Source organism: Pseudomonas azotoformans, assembly GCF_900103345.1.
Lineage (GTDB): Bacteria > Pseudomonadota > Gammaproteobacteria > Pseudomonadales > Pseudomonadaceae > Aquipseudomonas > Aquipseudomonas azotoformans.
The window spans coordinates 3,224,738-3,242,892 of sequence record NZ_LT629702.1 but is presented as its reverse complement, the minus strand read 5'-3'; the positions used below and the strand labels follow the sequence as shown (position 1 = coordinate 3,242,892).

Genomic DNA, 18,155 nt, shown 5'->3' with positions numbered 1-18,155 from the left:
ATGGAACGTATCGATCACCGGTTGCCCTGGGGTCACCTGGGCTGCGAGCGCCAACTGAGCGTGTTCCGTTTCGGCAAGGGCGAGCGCAAGGCTTATATCCAGGCCAGCCTGCACGCCGACGAATTGCCGGGCATGCGCGCCGCGTGGGAGCTGAAAAAGCGCCTCGTCGAACTGGAACAGCAAGGTGCGCTCAACGGCGTAATTGAGCTGGTGCCGGTCGCCAACCCGATGGGCCTGGGCCAACTGCTGCAAGGCAGCCACCAGGGGCGTTTCGAGGTGGGCAGCGGCAAGAACTTCAACCGTGATTTCGTCGAATTGAGCGAGCCGGTTGCCGCGTTGCTTGACGGCAAGCTGGGCGATGATCCCCACGCCAACGTGCGCATGATCCGCCAGGCCATGAGTGACACGCTGAACGCGCTGCCCGAACCCAGCAGCCAGTTGCAGGGCATGCAGCGCATCCTGCTGAGCCACGCCTGCACCGCCGATGTGGTGCTCGACCTGCATTGTGATGCGGAAGCCGCGCTGCATATGTATGCGCTGCCGCAGCATTGGCCGCAGTGGCGTTCGCTGTCGGCGCATTTGAATGTGAAAGTCGGCCTGCTGGCGGAAGACTCCGGCGGCAGCTCGTTCGATGAAGCCTGTTCGCTGCCGTGGCTGCGCTTGTCCCAGGCGTTTCCCGAGGCACAGGTCCCGCTGGCCTGCCTGGCGACGACTCTGGAATTGGGTGGCCAGGCTGACACCGGCCGCGACGAAGCGGTCTTCCACGCCGAAGGCATCCTGGCGTTCCTCGCTGAGCAGGGCTTGATCAAGGGTGAATGGCCCGCGCCGCAATACGAGCCGTGTGAAGGCGTGCCGTTCGAAGGCACCGAATTGCTGTTCGCGCCCCACGCCGGGGTGATCAGTTACCTGCGTAAAGCCGGTGAATGGGTCGAAAAAGGCGAACCGATTTTTGAAGTGATTGACCCCCTGGAAGACCGCGTCAGCACTCTGTGCGCGGGCACCTCGGGGGTGCTGTTTGCCGTTGAACGGCTACGTTATGCCCAAGCGGGTTTCTGGCTGGCCAAGGTGGCGGGGCGCGAAGCGCTGCGTCACGGGCGCTTGCTCAACGACTGACCACCTGTTTTTGTGAGAACCGACCGCATGTACAAACTTGAAGTCCAAGACCTGCATAAACGCTATGGCAGTCATGAAGTGCTCAAAGGTGTGTCCCTGGCCGCCGCGGCCGGTGATGTGATCAGCATCATCGGTTCCAGTGGTTCGGGCAAAAGTACCTTTTTGCGCTGCATCAACCTGCTGGAGCAACCCCACGCCGGCAAGATCCTGCTCAACAACGAAGAGCTGAAGCTGGTGGCCAACAAGGACGGCGCCATGAAGGCCGCCGACCCTAAACAGTTGCAACGCATGCGTTCGCGCCTGTCCATGGTGTTCCAGCATTTCAACCTGTGGTCGCACATGACCGCGCTTGAAAACGTGATGGAAGCGCCGGTGCACGTGCTGGGCATGTCGAAGAAAGACGCACGTGAAAAGGCTGAGCATTACCTGGCCAAGGTCGGCGTGGGCCATCGCAAGGATGCGTTCCCCGGCCACATGTCCGGTGGCGAGCAGCAGCGCGTGGCGATTGCCCGTGCCCTGGCGATGGAGCCGGAGGTGATGCTGTTCGACGAACCCACCTCGGCGCTGGACCCGGAACTGGTCGGCGAAGTGCTCAAGGTGATGCAGGACCTGGCCCAGGAAGGCCGCACCATGGTGGTGGTGACCCACGAAATGGGCTTTGCCCGTGAGGTGTCGAACCAGTTGGTGTTCCTGCACAAAGGTATCGTCGAAGAGCGCGGCAACCCGCGGGAAGTGCTGGTGAACCCGCAGTCCGAGCGTTTGCAGCAGTTCCTGTCCGGCAGCTTGAAATAATCAAGGCTGCTTTTTCGCACTGAATTAGTGCATGCTCCACAGCCTTGAGGCCGGCCTCGATCCCCAGTGGGAGCGGGCTTGCTCGCGAATGCGGCGTGTCAGTCAATACATCTGTATCTGATATAGCGTTTTCGCGAGCAAGCCCGCTCCCACATTTGGATCTTCATCGGCTTTAAGGATTTGTGCTCGTTTCCGGGCTAGCATTGGCCCTTGTCTTTATTACCGTTACTGGCTTCGGATAGCACTCCATGACCGCCCATAAAATTGGTTTCCTGATTTGGCCCAGCACAAAAGCACTCACGCTTGCGCTGGCTGAGGAGGCCTTGCGCGTTGCCCAGCGGGTGCATCCGGATGTGGTCTATGAGCTGTCGTTCCTGCAAGCCGAGCCGGCGGCCGAAGGCGCTTGGCAACTGCCCGGCGAGCCGTGGGCCGGCAAGCTCGAGGGTTTCCAGAAGCTGTTCCTGCTGGCGGATGAGCCACCGACCGTCATTGCCTCGCAACTGAGCACGGCACTCAAGCAGTTGGTGCGGGCCGGTTGCGTGATTGGAGGCTTGTCGGCCGGTGTTTACCCGTTGGCCCAGCTTGGTTTGCTCGACGGCTACCGAGCCGCCGTGCACTGGCGCTGGCAGGACGATTTCGCCGAGCGTTTCCCCAAGGTCATCGCCACCAGCCATCTGTTCGACTGGGACCGCGACCGTCTCACCGCCTGCGGTGGCATGTCGGTACTCGACCTGCTGCTGGCGGTGCTGGCCCGTGATCACGGCGCGGAACTTGCCGGTGCGGTGTCCGAAGAGTTGGTGGTGGAACGCATCCGCGAAGGTGGCGAACGCCAGCGTATCCCGCTGCAAAACCGCCTGGGCTCCAGCCATCCGAAGCTGACCCAGGCGGTGTTGCTGATGGAAGCCAACATCGAAGAACCGCTGACCACCGACGAAATCGCCCAGCACGTCTGCGTGTCGCGACGACAACTGGAACGCATCTTCAAGCAATACCTCAACCGCGTCCCCAGCCAGTACTACCTGGAACTGCGCCTGAACAAGGCCCGCCAGATGCTTATGCAAACCAGCAAGTCGATCATCCAGATCGGCCTGTCGTGCGGCTTCTCCTCGGGGCCGCATTTCTCCAGCGCCTACCGCAACTTCTTCGGCGCCACCCCTCGCGAAGACCGCAACCAGCGGCGCAGCAGCAGCCCGTTCGAACTGTCATCGGTGCCGTCCGAACGCGGTTGAGCGCCTGCTTCACTCCTCTTCTGGCGGGCCCTGCGGTGGAATCAACCGGTTGCCCGCGGCATCCCGTGTAGCCGCCTGGACATACAGGGCAAAACCGGTGCGCAGGTAATACTGCCGCAACAATTCCAGACTGTGCTCAGACAGCGGGTTGCCGCGCAGGTCGGAGTCGTTGTCGAAGGTTGTTGCGACTTCCAGTATGGCCTCGGGCAACGTCTCGATCAGGTTGTTGCTCAGGTCCAGCGTATGCAGGGACGGTAGTTGGAATACTCCCTCGGGAACCTCACGCAATTGGGCATCACGCAGGTGCAGCGAGCTCAGCTGATACAAACGGCTGACAGCTGGCGCGTGGCCCAGAGGGTTGTTGCTCAGGTCGAGGAATTCAATGCCATTCAAGTTTTCCAGTGAACGCGCACTTTCGGGCGTCAAGCTCAGTCGGCATTCGGCAAGGTCCAGGGAGGACAGGTGCGGCATGCTGAAAATCGACGTCGGCAGGGTTTGCAATGAGCATCTGTTGAGGGTCAGTGTCTGCAGCTCGGAGAACCCCCTGAGGGTGCCGTCGACTTCGGTGGTTGTGCCGTCGCTGATCAGTTCGAACGAAGTCACATGCTCGAAGCGCGCGTTGAGTTGTGGCAGGGCGCCGAGTATGGGGGTTTCGAGTATCAGTGCATGGGTCAGCTCTTCATCGAGGCTTTCTTCATCTTCGGGGCTTTCATACCGCCAGGCTTGCTTGAGCAGTGTTTTGAAATTGCGTCGTACCAGTTGCTGTGTGGCGCGTGTCTGTTCGTCCAGGGGGATGTCGAGGATCGGGTGATGGGTCGGCACATCGACAATCCATTCATCCAGGTCGGTGTCCAGCTGCCGGTATTCCTCTTCGAGCTCGCTCATTTCAGCGTCTATGTCGCTCATCGTGCCTGGCAGTTTGAAGCTGAAACGATCGGCCTCGCTGGCGATGAAGGTCGGGTAGAGCTGTTGCACGCGTGCGCGCTGAGCGTCGGAAACCCTGGCTCTGAAGAACTCTCCGGTGCGTTGGCAATAGGCCTTGATCCGTTCCAATGCCTGCCCGGACAACGGGTTGCCCGACAGGTCAACGCCCCGGGCGATCGCGTCGGGCAAATCAGAGAGGCTCGCCGGCAGGTCCTCAATGGCATTGTTGCTCAGGTCAACCGCCGCATGCAGTTCGCTGCTCAGCAGGCCGGTCGGCACTTCGCGCAGGCCGGTGTTGCGCAGGTGCACGCGGCTCAGTTGGGGGAGTCGGTTGAAGTCCGGCACGAGTCCCAGTGGGTTGTGGTTGAGGTCCAGGAATGCCAGGTTGCTCATCCCTTCCAGACCCCGCACCGAGGACGCTGACAGCGTGATCGAGCATCGAGGCAGGCCGAGGAACTCCAGGCGTTGCAGGTTGAACAACGGCGCGGGGATATCCCCCAGCGGCGCGTCGCTGATGTCGACAACGTTCAGCTTGTTGAAGCTGGACAGGAAGTGATCCAGGTGCAGGGGGCGCCCGTTACCCTCGATACGAATGCCGCCGATATGCTCGAAGCGGATGCTCAACTGCGGTAACTCACCGGCCAGGGCGCGCGAGATTTCCAGGGAGTTGAGCCAGCGGGTCTGTTGCGGGGTTTCGCGCCGCCAACTGCGTTCCAGCAGTTCCTTGAGCACGGTTCGGCGTCCGCGCTCTACGTCGGAGAGGGCGGGGGCCCGGGCCCAGGTCTGGAGTTCTTCGGTCAGGGTCTGATAGTCGGCGGCCAATTGCGCGAGAGCCACTCTGCCGGCCTCGATGTCGCCCGGCAGGTCGAAGATGAACCGGTTGATCTGCTCGTCGCGGAACGTCGGAAACAGCCGTTGTGCGTCACTCATGTCGGCGGGCAGGGCATTGGCCTCCAGGTAGGTGCCGTGTGCCTGGTAGTAGGTCTTGACCTTCTCCAGCGTCGCCCGTGAGAGCGGATTGCGGGACAGGTCGAAACGGCGGCTGGATTCGGCCGACAATTCGAACATGGCCTCTGGCAAGGTACTGATCCGGTTGTCGTTCAAGATAGCGGCTTGAAGCTCCGTACGACTGAGCAGGCCGGCCGGCAGGCGCTCGATGCCGGTATTTGACAGGTCCAGGGCGACCAGTTCAGGCAGGGCCTCGACACTGGGGACGAGGCCGAGCGGGTTGCCGTTCAGGTCCAGCGAGCGCAACTGATGCATCGCCGACAGCCGCGCCAGGCTCTCCGGCGTGAGGGTGATCCGGCAATTGCTCAATTGCAGTGAATTCAACTGAGGCAGCGAGGTGATGTGCGCGGGCAGAACATCCAACGGGGTGTTCATGACCCCCAACTGGCGCAGCATGGGAAAGCGGCTGAGAAAGGGCAGCACGCCCTGCAGATACTCGGAGCCGTCCAACAGCAGCATGGAAATGTGATCGAACTGGGCGTCCAGGCGTGGCAGCTCACCCAGGAAGTTGGCGTTCAGGTTCAGCACATGGCCGTCGCGGGCCGGGTCTTCGTAGTAATCGTCGATCCTGGTTTCGCGGCGCCAGGCTTGCTTGAGCTGATGGGCAATGGTCAAGCGGTTCTGTTCTTCCTGACGCCGCTCCCAGGTGCTCAACGCCTGGGCGCTGGTCGGGTGGTGGGTTGGAATATCCGTTTGCCAGGCCAGCAGGTCTCGGTTCAGTTGTGTGTATTCCTGGGCCAGTTGCGCGAGCTGTGTTGCTGCGCCGCCCGGGCGAGTCTGCAACTGCTCAATGAGCGCGTGCAGTTGGGTATCCCTCAGGCCGGGGTACAGGGTACGTGCCCGTTGCTGCAGGCTCACCGGGCTGCCCGCGGTGCGCGGTTGTTGGGCATAACCCGCATCGTTGCCGAGCAGTTGCAGGGTTTCGACGGCGGGTTCCGGCTCGGCGCCCAGCAGTACCCGCAGCTCGTGGCGTGGCGGCGGGTGTTGGCGCAGGCGTTCGCGCAGTTCAGGGCCTTGGTGGATGCCGATGTTCAGCTGATCGCGCTGGGCATCGGGGAGGGCGTGGAGGATGGAGGTGTAGAGGTCGGTCTCGCCGGACAGCGGGCCGCGCTCGTCATAGGGCACGTAGCGGCCGCTATCCAGGCGTACCAGGCTGCGGCGGATGGGGGCGGTGTCGGGGCCGATGCTGCGCCACAGCGGCCCGTCGATGGTGCGGTGCCGGGCTTGCAGGTTGACGTCGGTGGACCAGCCCGGCAGCAACCGCAGTGCGCTCAGCGTCAGTTGGTCGCTGTCGAGGTTGATGTGCGAGTCCAGGTGTTGCCCCTCGTAGGCGCGATTCAGGCGTACCTCGGTAAGGGCCGCCTGGGCCAGTTGCGCCAGGCGCGGTGGCGTGCGCTGTTCGCGCAGTGCCGTCAGTTCCTGCGCGGTTGCCTGGCCCAGCAACTTTTCGGCAACCGAGGCGGGCAAGCCGGGGGCGCTGTCGATCAGCCGCTGGGCCTGGGGGTGTGCGGAATGCTGCCGGAACCCATAGCGCGATTCGAACAGGGCACCTCGATGCTTGCGTGCGATCTCGGCCAGCCGCTTCCTCAGGTTGCGCGCGCGGGTTTCCAGGCTCAATTGCGGGTCGCTGGCGCGCTCGCCGAACTGTGCGCGGATCTCTTCCGGGGTCAGCGCTTTCAGCACTGCCTTGAGCAGATCACCGTTGGTCAATTGCGCTTCATGAATTTGCACCAGGGGCTTGAACTGGTCGCCAAAGGTCCACGCCACACGGCCCTGGTCATCCAGGAAGCGCAAGCCCCGGGTGTGTGGCCATGAGCCGTTGGCGGTGAGCAGTTGCAGCAGGTCCTGCGGGTCGATACGGCCGTACACCGCCGGGTCATCGCTGTTCAGGCGTTCGATCAGGGTGTCCAGGTCACGCTCGATGCGCAGCCGTGCCAGGGCGTCATCAAGCAAGGGTGGCAGGGGCTCGCTGTGAAGGTGCATCTTGCGCAGGCCGTCTTCAGGGGTGCCGCTGAGGGTCAGGGCCAACTCGCGGTCGGCGTCACTGAGGCCCTGCGCCCGGTGACCCAGGCGACCGAGCAGGGTGGGTTTGGCCCATTGCAGCGGTTGGTCGAGTTCGGTCCGCCAGGTGCCGTGCTCGTTGTGGTGCAACTGCGGTTGATAGGCGTCGGCCCGTGTTGGGTGTTGGATGCGGTACTGGCCGTCCTCAGGGGACTTTTTCACCGCATAGAGTTTGCCTTCCAGCGGCAGGATCGATTCCTTGCGCACGTCATGCAGGCCGCGTGCGTCGATACCCAGGTGCGGCGGCAGTTGCAGCTTCTGCTGGTAAGGCTCGAGATCGGGTTTCCAGTAGCGGCGGGCGCCATTGGCGAGGGTGACCGGCTTGAAGCGGTCGATGAAGGCCAGTGTTTGCGGCGACAACAACTTGCGTAATTCAGGCACGCCGATTTGCGTGCCGGCGGAAAACAGTCCCAACTGAACCGCAGACTCCAGCAGCCCCATCAGGTGCGCGAACGCTTCGCGGTCGAGCCCTTCGGCCCAATCGACGATGCCCTCGAAGACGTCGTCGAGCAGTTGATAGGCCATGTAGCCCAGCATCAGCTCTCCAAGCCCCGGGATGAAGGGTGCAACCACCATCAGCAGCGTGTTCACAATGGAGGAGGCCACATTGACGAACGCATCCCACCGCGCCCAGCGGGCGTTGCGGTCCACGGTGGCGGTGGCGACCGCCAGGGTGCGGGCGTCATTGAGGATTTTGTTCAGCCTGGATTGATAGAGGAATACCCACGGATCGCCCAAGATCGGGATGGCGGAGAATTGCAGCTTGGGGTCGTCGGTGGGTTCGGCGCGCCAAGGGGCCAGACCTTTGCCTTGATCACTGGGGTGCCAGGTGATTTTCTCCAGGCGTTGGCTGAGGTCGGCGAAAAACGCGCCGAGGTGCTCGTGGGCCACGAAGCGACTGAAGAACGCCTGGTAATCGGTGGCGCGCAGTTGTCGGGTCAGTTCCTGTTTGAAGGCCAGCGCAGAGCGATATTCCTTGAGCGGGTGTTCCGGGTCATCTGGCACATAGGCCACCAGGCGCCGCACGCTACGGGTGTTTTCAAGATCCGGTGCGAACAGCAGGATGCCGGTCAGCGGCGTGCCCATCATGCTGAATTCATGGCACAGCACCGCATCGGTGCCGAGGCGCAGGCCGGTACGGCCATCGATGAAACCCTCTATCACCTGCGCGTAATCGTCCTGGATATCCTGCTGCAGCCGTGCCAGTTGCAGCGCTGCTCGCAGGGCGGCTTTCTGGCTGGCGTCGACCTTGGTTTGCAGCACCGCGCTGGCGACCGGGCTGTCCATGCCCAGCCCGCTACGCAGGTAGCGCAGGTAGCGGGCGCCCAGGTCGAGGTCGCGACACAGTTGGGCGAAGACAGCGACCGGCAGTTGGTGTTTGATCGCCGGCAAGGTGTCGAACCGGCCGGAAGCGTCGGGACGGGTGATGTAGGTGGAGGCCGGTTCATAAGCGTCCGCCAGGGTTTCCTTGTGTTCGAAGTTGTGCAATGCGGCGTCCAGCAGCGACACGGTCCAGGCGCGGGCTGCACCGGATCGCACGGGAAACCACGGGATGGTCAGGGGGATGTACAGGCGGATAAAGGTCGTTTCTACGTCCAGCTCAAGGTTGAACTGATGTTTCAAGGCGTCTGCAAGCAAGGGTTTGCCGAACGCCTTGGCATCCTTGAGATCCTTGAGCGCGTTGTCGACGCGGCTCTGGGCTTGCCAATGTGCACCGTTCAGCTGTTTGAAGGCGGCTTGCTGCGCGGCGTTGGCGGTTGGTAAAGGCAGGGGCGCAGCTTTTTTGAACGCCTCGCGCTGGCGCACGGACGCGCTGAGCAGCCAGCCGGGCAGGGCGCCGGTCAAGGGTTCAAAGTCTTGGTCGGGACGGCTGTTATCGCTGACTGCCGGTACAGGAGAAGTCGGGGTTGTCATGCTCGGATCCATGAGGGGGCTCGAAACCACGAGTAAATCAGCCACCTCGGCATGCCGGACTTTAGATAGTTATGCCGCCGGCACGTCTGGCCCTCACGCAAACGGCGCGCAGCGTTTAAACTGCGCCATTGCGATGCTATTTGTCGCATTGGCGTAAACCCACGTAAAACGCGGGTTGGCGCTATAAGAAGTTGTCGCTTGGCGACAAGGCCCTACTGAAAACTGTCCTTACAATCCCTGCATCGCCCGCCAGTTCCAGGCAGGCGTTCCTCTTCAGGAGACTCCGATGTCCGTTGAGCAAGCCCCGGTGCAACGTGCCGATTTCGACCAGGTCATGGTTCCCAACTACGCACCTGCCGCCTTCATCCCCGTGCGTGGCGCAGGTTCCCGTGTGTGGGACCAGGCCGGTCGCGAGCTGATCGACTTTGCCGGCGGCATCGCGGTCAACGTATTGGGCCACGCCCACCCGGCGCTGGTCGGCGCGCTGACCGAACAGGCCAACAAGCTGTGGCATGTGTCCAACGTGTTCACCAATGAGCCGGCCCTGCGCCTGGCGCATAAGCTGATCGACGCCACCTTCGCCGAGCGCGTGTTCTTCTGCAACTCCGGCGCCGAAGCCAACGAGGCCGCGTTCAAGCTGGCCCGTCGCGTCGCGTTCGACCGTTTCGGCACCGAGAAGTACGAGATCATCGCCGCGCTGAACAGCTTCCACGGCCGTACCCTGTTCACCGTCAACGTCGGTGGCCAGTCCAAGTACTCCGACGGCTTCGGTCCTAAAATCACCGGCATCACCCACGTTCCTTATAACGACCTGGCCGCGCTGAAAGCTGCGGTGTCGGACAAGACCTGCGCCGTGGTACTGGAACCTATCCAGGGCGAAGGCGGCGTATTGCCGGCCGAACTGGCCTACCTGCAAGGTGCTCGTGAGCTGTGTGACGCCAACAACGCCTTGCTGGTGTTCGACGAAGTGCAGACCGGCATGGGCCGTAGCGGCCACCTGTTCGCCTACCAGCATTACGGCGTGGTGCCGGACATCCTCACCAGCGCCAAGAGCCTGGGCGGCGGTTTCCCGATTGCAGCCATGCTCACTCGCGAAGACCTGGCCAAGCACCTGGTGGTCGGCACCCACGGCACCACCTACGGTGGCAACCCGCTGGCCTGCGCGGTAGCCGAGGCGGTGATCGATGTGATCAACACCCCTGAGGTGCTGGCTGGCGTGAATGCCAAGCACGAGCTGTTCAAGGCGCGCCTGGAGCAGATCGGCAAGCAGTACGGCATCTTCACCGAAGTACGTGGCATGGGCCTGTTGCTCGGTTGCGTGTTGAGCGATGCGTTCAAAGGCAAAGCCAAGGACGTGTTCAACGCGGCCGAGAAAGAGAACCTGATGATTCTGCAAGCCGGCCCCGACGTGGTGCGTTTTGCGCCGAGCCTGGTGGTGGAAGACGCGGATATCCAGGAAGGCCTGGACCGTTTTGAACGTGCAGTAAAAACGCTGACGCAAGCCTGATACACCCTTATTTGCCGGACCGTGTCATGTGGGAGGGGGCTTGCCCCCGATAGCGATGGGTCAGCCACCTGATTTATCAACTGACAGACTGCTATCGGGGGCAAGCCCCCTCCCACATTTGACCTGCGTTGAATCAGGAACTGTCCGGTATTTTTTTCCTATGAGTTTTTCGAGTTAAGGAGTGACACCATGCTGGTGATGCGCCCCGCGCAAATGGCTGATCTGGGCGAGGTACAGCGTCTGGCTGCGGACAGCCCGATTGGTGTCACCTCCTTGCCGGATGACGTGGAACGCCTGAGCGACAAGATCGCCGCGAGCGAAGCGTCTTTCGCCGCCGAGGTGAGTTTCAACGGCGAAGAAAGCTATTTCTTTGTGCTCGAAGACACCGAGACCGGCAAGCTGGCCGGTTGCTCGGCCATTGTCGCGTCGGCCGGTTACTCCGAGCCGTTCTACAGCTTCCGTAACGAGACCTTCGTGCACGCCTCCCGCGAGCTGAAGATCCACAACAAGATCCACGTGCTTTCCCAGTGCCACGACCTCACCGGCAACAGCCTGCTCACCAGTTTCTACGTGGTGCCCGAGCTGGTCGGTTCGCCGTGGTCGGAACTCAACTCCCGTGGCCGCCTGCTATTCGTCGCCAGCCATCCCGAGCGCTTTGCCGACTCGGTGGTGACCGAGATCGTCGGCTACAGCGACGAGAACGGTGACTCACCGTTCTGGGACGCCATCGGCCGCAACTTCTTCGACCTCAACTACGCCGCCGCCGAGCGTCTGTGCGGGCTGAAAAGCCGCACCTTCCTCGCCGAACTGATGCCGCATTACTCGATCTACGTGCCGCTGCTGCCGGACGAAGCCCAGGAAGCCATGGGCCAGGTGCACCCGCGTGCGCAGATCACCTTCGACATCCTGATGCGCGAAGGCTTCGAGACTGACCATTACATCGACATCTTCGACGGCGGCCCCACGCTGCACGCACGGGTCTCGGGCATTCGTTCGATTGCCCAGAGCCGCGTGGTGCCGGTGAAGATCGGCGAGATGGTCAAGGGTGTCGGTCGCCAGTACCTGGTGAGCAACGCGCAGTTGCAGGATTACCGCGCGGTGATGCTGGAGCTGGACTACGCGCCCGGCAAACCGGTGACCCTGGACCTGGCAGCCGCCGAAGCTCTGGGCGTTGGCGAAGGCGCGAGTGTGCGTCTGGTAGCGGTTTAAAGAATTGAGTGTCGCGGGTGGCTGCCAAACAGCGGCCCGTCTGAGGAGATAGCATGATCGTTCGTCCCGTACGCAGCAGCGATTTACCGGCCCTGATTGATCTGGCGCGCAGCACCGGCACCGGTCTCACTACCTTGCCGGCCAACGAAGAGCGCCTGACCCACCGCGTGGGCTGGGCTGAAAAAACCTTTCGCGGCGACGCCGGGCGCGGCGATGCCGACTACCTGTTCGTGCTGGAGAACGACGAAGGCCGCGTTGTGGGCATTTCCGCCATCGCCGGCGCCGTCGGCTTGCGTGAGCCCTGGTATAACTTCCGGGTTGGCCTGACCGTCAGCGCCTCCCAGGAACTGAACATCTACCGTGAGATTCCGACGCTGTTCCTGGCCAACGACCTTACCGGCAACTCCGAACTGTGTTCGTTGTTCCTGCACGCCGATTACCGCAGCGGCCTCAACGGTCGCATGCTGGCTAAGGCGCGCTTGTTGTTCATCGCGGAATTCCCGCAATTGTTCGGCAACAAGATCATTGCCGAGATGCGCGGGGTGTCCAACGACGCCGGGCGTTCGCCGTTCTGGGAAAGCCTGGGGCGGCACTTCTTCAAGATGGAATTCAGCCAGGCCGATTACCTCACCGGCGTGGGCAACAAGGCATTCATCGCCGAGCTGATGCCGAAGTTTCCGTTGTACAGCTGCTTTCTCTCCGAAGATGCGCGCAACGTGATCGGCAAGGTCCACCCGGACACTGAACCGGCGCTGAGCATGCTCAAGAGTGAAGGTTTCAGCTACCAGGGCTACGTCGATATTTTCGACGCGGGACCTGCGGTGGAGTGTGAGACCCAGAAGATCCGTGCCGTTCGCGACAGTGAAACACTGGTCTTGGCGATCGGTACCCCAGGCGACGACGCCACGCCGTTCCTGATCCATAACCGCAAACGCGAAGATTGCCGCATCACCGCCGCCCCGGCGCGCCTGGCAGCCGGAACCCTGGTAGTCGATCCACAGACCGCCAAGCGCCTGGGATTGGTGGTAGGTGATCAAGTGCGTGCCGTACCGTTGTCCGCTGCTCGGGAGTCGAAATAATGAATTCGCTGTACATCGCAGGTAGCTGGCTGGCTGGCCAGGGTGAGCTGTTTGAATCGCGCAACCCTGTGACCCAGCAGGTGCTGTGGGCCGGCAATGGCGCCACTGCCGAACAGGTCGAATCCGCCGTGCAGGCCGCGCGTCAGGCTTTCCCCGCCTGGGCCAAGCGACCGCTGGAAGAGCGCATCGGCGTGCTGGAAACCTTCGCTGCCACTCTGAAAAAACGCGCCGACGAAATCGCCCGCTGCATCGGCGAAGAAACCGGCAAGCCACTGTGGGAGTCGGCCACCGAAGTCACCAGCATGGCCAACAAGATCGCGATCTCGGTACAAAGCTACCGCGAGCGCACCGGCGAGAAGAGCGGCCCGCTGGGCGATGCCACTGCCGTATTGCGCCACAAACCCCACGGTGTGGTGGCGGTGTTCGGCCCTTACAACTTCCCCGGTCACTTGCCGAATGGGCATATCGTCCCGGCCTTGCTGGCGGGTAACATCGTGCTGTTCAAACCGAGCGAGCTGACCCCCAAAGTCGCCGAGCTGACCGTGCAGTGCTGGATCGAAGCCGGCCTGCCGGCGGGCGTGCTGAACCTGCTGCAAGGTGCGCGAGAAACCGGCATCGCCCTGGCGGCCAACCCCGGTATCGACGGCTTGTTCTTCACCGGCTCCAGCCGCACCGGCAATCATCTGCACCAGCAGTTCTCCGGGCGCCCGGACAAGATTCTCGCGCTGGAAATGGGTGGCAATAACCCGCTGGTGGTCGATGAAGTGGCCGATGTGGATGCGGCGGTCTACACCATCATCCAGTCGGCGTTTATCTCCGCCGGTCAACGTTGCACCTGTGCCCGTCGCCTGTTGGTGCCGGAAGGTGGCTGGGGCGACGCGTTGCTGGCGCGCCTGGTGGCGGTCAGCGCGACCATCGAAGTCGGCGCGTTCGATCAGCAGCCGGCGCCGTTCATGGGCTCGGTGATTTCCCTTGGCGCGGCGAAAGCCTTGATGGACGCCCAGGAGCTGATGTTGGCCAATGGTGCGGTGGCGCTGTTGGAGATGACCCAGCCACAGGACCAGGCCGCGTTGCTCACGCCGGGCATCATCGACGTGACCGGCGTGACCGAGCGCGAAGACGAGGAGTTGTTCGGCCCCTTGTTGCAGGTGATCCGCTACGCTGATTTTGAAGCGGCGATTGCCGAGGCCAACAACACCCAGTACGGCCTGGCCGCAGGTTTGTTGTCGGATTCCGAAGCGCGCTACCAGCAGTTCTGGCTGGAAAGCCGTGCCGGTATCGTCAACTGGAACAAACAACTGACCGGCGCCGCGAGTACCGCACCGTTTGGTGGGGTAGGGGCGTCGGGTAACCACCGCGCCAGTGCCTATTACGCGGCGGATTATTGTGCGTACCCGGTGGCGTCGTTGGAAACACCGACCTTGTTGGTGCCAGCAACACTGACCCCTGGGATAACACTGATCTAAAAATGTGGGAGCGGGCTTGCTCGCGAATGCGTTCTGTCAGTTGATGTATGAGGTGACTGGTCCACCGCTTTCGCGAGCAAGCCCGCTCCCACATTGGGTTTGTGTTGTGTTGAAGATTGCTTATAAAAACAGATGTTCGTGGAGCCTCGCCGATGAAATCCTATGAAGTCAATTTTGACGGTCTAGTGGGGCCGACCCATAACTACGGCGGTTTGTCCTTCGGCAACGTCGCGTCCCAGAGCAACAGCCAGCAGCATTCCAACCCCAAGGAAGCGGCGTTGCAGGGCCTGCAGAAAATGAAAGCCCTGATGGACATGGGCTTTGTACAAGGTGTGTTGGCGCCCCAGGAACGCCCTGATGTGGCCGCCTTGCGCAACCTGGGTTTCAGCGGCACCGACGCGCAAGTGATCCAGCAGGCGGCCAAAGACGCGATGCCGTTGCTGGTCGCGAGTTGCTCGGCGTCGAGCATGTGGGTGGCCAACGCCGCCACCGTCAGCCCGAGCGCCGATACGGCGGATGGCCGCGTGCATTTCACTGCTGCCAACCTCAATTGCAAGTACCACCGCAGCATCGAGCATCCGACCACCAGCCGCGTGTTGGGGGCGATGTTTGCCGATCAGAAGCACTTCGCCCACCACGCGGCGCTACCCGCCGTGGCGCAATTCGGCGATGAAGGCGCGGCCAACCACACGCGTTTCTGCCGTGAGTACGGTGAGGCGGGTGTCGAGTTTTTCGTGTTCGGCCGCAGCGCGTTCGACCCTCGCTACCCGGCGCCGCAGAAGTACCCGGCACGCCAGACCCTCGAAGCCTCCCAGGCCGTCGCACGCTTGCACGGTTTGAAGGATGACGGCGTGGTCTACGCCCAGCAGAACCCGGCGGTTATCGATGCCGGCGTGTTCCATAACGACGTGATCGCGGTGGGTAACGGCGAAGTGCTGTTCTACCACGAGGACGCGTTCCTCCATACCGAACAGATGCTCGCCGAGTTGCAAGGCAAGTTGGGCAAGCTGGGGGGTAACTTCCAGTCGGTGTGCGTGCCCCGCGCCCAGGTCAGCGTCGAGGACGCGGTACGTTCCTACCTGTTCAACAGCCAACTGCTGAGCCGCGCCGATGGTTCGATGCTGCTGATCGTGCCGGAAGAATGCCGCGCGAATGAACGCGTCTGGCAGTACCTGCAAAACCTGACCGCTGCCGGTGGTCTGATCCGCGAAGTGAAGGTATTCGACCTCAAGCAAAGCATGCAGAACGGTGGTGGCCCGGCGTGCCTGCGTTTGCGCGTAGCGTTGAACGAAACGGAGCTGGCGGCGGTGAATCCAGGCGTTATCATGACCGCGCCGTTGTACGACACCCTGACCCAGTGGGTCGGCAAGCACTACCGCGACAGCCTGCGCGAGAGCGACCTGGCTGATCCGCAATTGCTGCTTGAGTGCCGGACGGCACTGGATGAACTGACGCAAATCCTTAAACTGGGCTCGGTTTATCCTTTCCAGATCAATTAACGCCACCTTCTTTTACGCCCTATGCTGAGAGCTACTTTATGACCACCGACACCCTGAAACTGATTCTTGAAGACACCGACGGCACCCAGCTGGAAACTTCCTGCACCCGCGTCGCCGTGGTCTGGCAGGGCAAGGAAATCTGGATCCAGCATGACGGCCGTGGCCAACTGCTGATCGGCGTGGACGTGGAAGAGGGCGACGCCGAATACGCCAACCTGCTGATGCGCCCACTGGCCACCAACCTGATGAGCCTGCAGCTGGAAATGGAACCGGCCGAGGTTGAAGGCGATGACGACGATCACGTCCACGGCCCAGGCTGCAACCACTAAGGAAGCTGCGTATGCTCGCCCTTGGCAAACTGCTTGAACTGACCCTCGCCGGTCGCGAACCGGCGCAAAAAATTCAACTGACTGTCGACGGCGTGCAGATGCGCTGGCTCAGCGAGGGCGCACTTGAAGTGCGCCCGCCTGAGGCGAAGGACAACGGCAGCGACCTGCTGCTGTCGTCCGGCATCCATGGCAACGAAACCGCGCCGATCGAACTGCTCGACCGCCTGTTGCATGGCATTGCCCGTGGGGAAATCAAGCCCCGCACCCGTATTCTGTTCCTGTTCGGCAACCCCGAGGCCATGCGTCGCGGCGAGCGTTACCTCGAACTGGACGTCAACCGGCTGTTCAACGGCCGGCATGAGAAAAATATCGGCCCGGAGGCCATGCGCGCCGCCGAGCTGGAGCAACTGGCCCGCAGCTTCTTTAGCCAGCCCGGCCGTTCGCGCCTGCATTACGACCTGCACACGGCGATTCGTGGTTCGAAGATCGAGCAGTTCGCCCTGTACCCGTGGAAGGAGGGTCGCCAGCATTCGCGCCACGAGCTGGCGCGCCTGAACGCTGCTGGCATGCAAGCGGTGCTGCTGCAGAACAAGACCTCGATCACCTTCACCGCATTTACCTACGAGCAGCTCGGCGCCGAGGCGTTCACCCTGGAATTGGGCAAGGCGCGGCCGTTCGGGCAAAACCAGAGCGTGGACGTGTCCCGCCTGGAAACACGCCTGAAGCAGATCATCGAAGGCACCGAGCCGCCGACGAGCAGCCTCGACGGCCTGCAGCTGTTTGCCGTCTCCCGTGAAATCATCAAGCACAGCGACGCCTTCCTGCTGCACCTGCCGGCGGATGTGGAAAACTTCTCGCCGTTGGCCCAGGGCTACCTGCTGGCCGAAGACGTGGCCAAGACCCGCTGGGTGATCGAGGAGGAGGGCGCGCGGATCATCTTCCCCAACCCGAAGGTGAAGAATGGTTTGCGGGCGGGGATATTGATTGTGCCGACTACGGACGCTGGCCTGGCCTGAAGCTCAAGGCCTGGTCAGATCCAAATGTGGGAGGGGGCTTGCCCCCGATAGCGGTGGGTCAGTTGACAATTAAGTGACTGACACACTGCCATCGGGAGCAAGCCCCCTCCCACCTTGTACTTTGCCGTGTTGCTTAGACCGCTACCGCGCGTGGCTCGCTACGGCGAATCGCGCGGACTTTGTGCAAGGTGTCGGCGCAGGTGCGTGCTGCTTCCTGGCCTTTGTGCACGAAGTGCTCGTAGAAGAAAGTCTGGTGTTCGCTGCCGGCGTGGAAGTGATGCGGGGTCAGGGACACCGAGAACACCGGCACTTCGGTTTCCAGCTGCACCTGCATCAGGCCGCTGACCACCGACTGGGCGACGAACTCGTGGCGGTAGATGCCGCCGTCCACCACCAGCGCGGCGGCGACGATACCGGCATAACGGCCGGTCTTGGCCAGCAGCTTGGCATGCAGGGGCATTTCAAAGGCGCCGCCGACTTCGAAGAAATCGATGTCCGATTCCTGGTAGCCCTGGGCGATGATCTCGGCGAGGAAGCCTTTACGGCTCTGGTCGACAATTTCCTTGTGCCAGCAGGCCTGGATAAACGCGATACGTTCGCCGTGGTGGTGCTTGGCTTTGCTGTCGATTGCGGTGGGTTGCATGTTCTGACTCCTGTTTAAGAAAAAAACAGGGCGTTATGAATCGAATGGGATTTAAGGGTACGCGAGCACACATCGTGCGCGGCCCTCAGGTGCCAATCCCGTTCTCTCTTCATCCGGACTATGACCGTCGGCCCCGGGATCACACCGGGTCTGCTGACCTTGTCGCCGTCCTGCGTGAGCAGTTCGAGGCGCCAAGCGCTCGCGGGCTATACACATTGCGTGTAATTACCGCCGGTGGGGAATTGCACCCCGCCCTGAGAACGTTGCCGCCAGAACCCTGGCGGCGGAGAGTTTTTAACACGGTTTTTTGAAAACTGCACGGCCGCGGTATCGATAAGCTATATCGGTTTGTTTGGTTGGTATTCG

The 18,155-nt window shown here is 62.1% G+C and carries 12 protein-coding genes and 1 riboswitch; of the genes, 10 read left to right on the top strand and 2 right to left on the bottom strand.

Annotated features, from left to right (window positions below):
• The 3 genes from BLR69_RS14470 (at window position 1) to BLR69_RS14460 (ending at window position 3,134) form a co-directional block, all read left to right on the top strand.
• Window positions 1-1,113: a succinylglutamate desuccinylase/aspartoacylase family protein gene (locus BLR69_RS14470; RefSeq protein WP_071493991.1), complete on the top strand. Its 1,113-nt coding sequence runs from the start codon at window positions 1-3 to the stop codon at window positions 1,111-1,113.
• Window positions 1,114-1,140: 27 nt separating this feature from the next.
• Window positions 1,141-1,905, top strand: coding sequence for an ABC transporter ATP-binding protein (locus BLR69_RS14465; protein WP_003214336.1), 765 nt, complete (start codon window positions 1,141-1,143; stop codon window positions 1,903-1,905).
• A 248-nt stretch (window positions 1,906-2,153) separates the two neighbouring features.
• A complete protein-coding gene (locus BLR69_RS14460; protein ID WP_071493990.1) occupies window positions 2,154-3,134 on the top strand; it encodes a GlxA family transcriptional regulator in 981 nt (326 codons plus the stop codon).
• A 9-nt stretch (window positions 3,135-3,143) separates the two neighbouring features.
• On the opposite strand, the gene BLR69_RS14455 is transcribed toward BLR69_RS14460, so the two are convergent.
• On the bottom strand, window positions 3,144-9,041 hold the full coding sequence (locus BLR69_RS14455; RefSeq protein WP_071493989.1) for a dermonecrotic toxin domain-containing protein: 5,898 nt from the start codon (window positions 9,039-9,041) through the stop codon (window positions 3,144-3,146).
• Between the two features lie 286 nt (window positions 9,042-9,327).
• On the opposite strand from BLR69_RS14455, the gene BLR69_RS14450 reads away from it, so the two are divergent.
• From BLR69_RS14450 to astE, 7 genes are all read left to right on the top strand, one after another.
• Window positions 9,328-10,548, top strand: a complete 1,221-nt coding sequence (locus BLR69_RS14450) for an aspartate aminotransferase family protein (protein ID WP_071493988.1) — start codon at window positions 9,328-9,330, stop codon at window positions 10,546-10,548.
• 189 nt (window positions 10,549-10,737) lie between these two features.
• Window positions 10,738-11,757 carry an arginine/ornithine succinyltransferase subunit alpha gene (gene aruF / locus BLR69_RS14445; protein ID WP_071493987.1) on the top strand — a complete coding sequence of 340 codons (1,020 nt, stop codon included), beginning with the start codon at window positions 10,738-10,740 and terminating at the stop codon, window positions 11,755-11,757.
• Between the two features lie 53 nt (window positions 11,758-11,810).
• Window positions 11,811-12,836: an arginine N-succinyltransferase gene (gene astA, locus BLR69_RS14440; RefSeq protein WP_071493986.1), complete on the top strand. Its 1,026-nt coding sequence runs from the start codon at window positions 11,811-11,813 to the stop codon at window positions 12,834-12,836.
• On the top strand, window positions 12,833-14,302 hold the full coding sequence (gene astD / locus BLR69_RS14435; protein WP_166794312.1) for a succinylglutamate-semialdehyde dehydrogenase: 1,470 nt from the start codon (window positions 12,833-12,835) through the stop codon (window positions 14,300-14,302). Before astA ends, astD begins: the two co-directional genes overlap by 4 nt.
• 152 nt (window positions 14,303-14,454) lie before the next feature.
• Window positions 14,455-15,801: an N-succinylarginine dihydrolase gene (gene astB / locus BLR69_RS14430; protein WP_071493984.1), complete on the top strand. Its 1,347-nt coding sequence runs from the start codon at window positions 14,455-14,457 to the stop codon at window positions 15,799-15,801.
• 38 nt (window positions 15,802-15,839) lie between these two features.
• A complete protein-coding gene (locus BLR69_RS14425) occupies window positions 15,840-16,130 on the top strand; it encodes a topoisomerase II (protein WP_071493983.1) in 291 nt (96 codons plus the stop codon).
• Window positions 16,131-16,141: 11 nt separating this feature from the next.
• A complete protein-coding gene (astE, locus tag BLR69_RS14420; protein WP_071493982.1) occupies window positions 16,142-17,146 on the top strand; it encodes a succinylglutamate desuccinylase in 1,005 nt (334 codons plus the stop codon).
• Window positions 17,147-17,279: 133 nt separating this feature from the next.
• Here the strand turns inward: astE and BLR69_RS14415 are convergent, their stop codons facing one another.
• Window positions 17,280-17,789 (bottom strand): 6,7-dimethyl-8-ribityllumazine synthase, encoded by a 510-nt coding sequence (locus BLR69_RS14415; protein WP_071490545.1) that lies wholly within the window; start codon window positions 17,787-17,789, stop codon window positions 17,280-17,282.
• A 96-nt stretch (window positions 17,790-17,885) separates the two neighbouring features.
• Window positions 17,886-18,055: riboswitch (FMN riboswitch) on the bottom strand.
• Window positions 18,056-18,155: the final 100 nt, after the last annotated feature.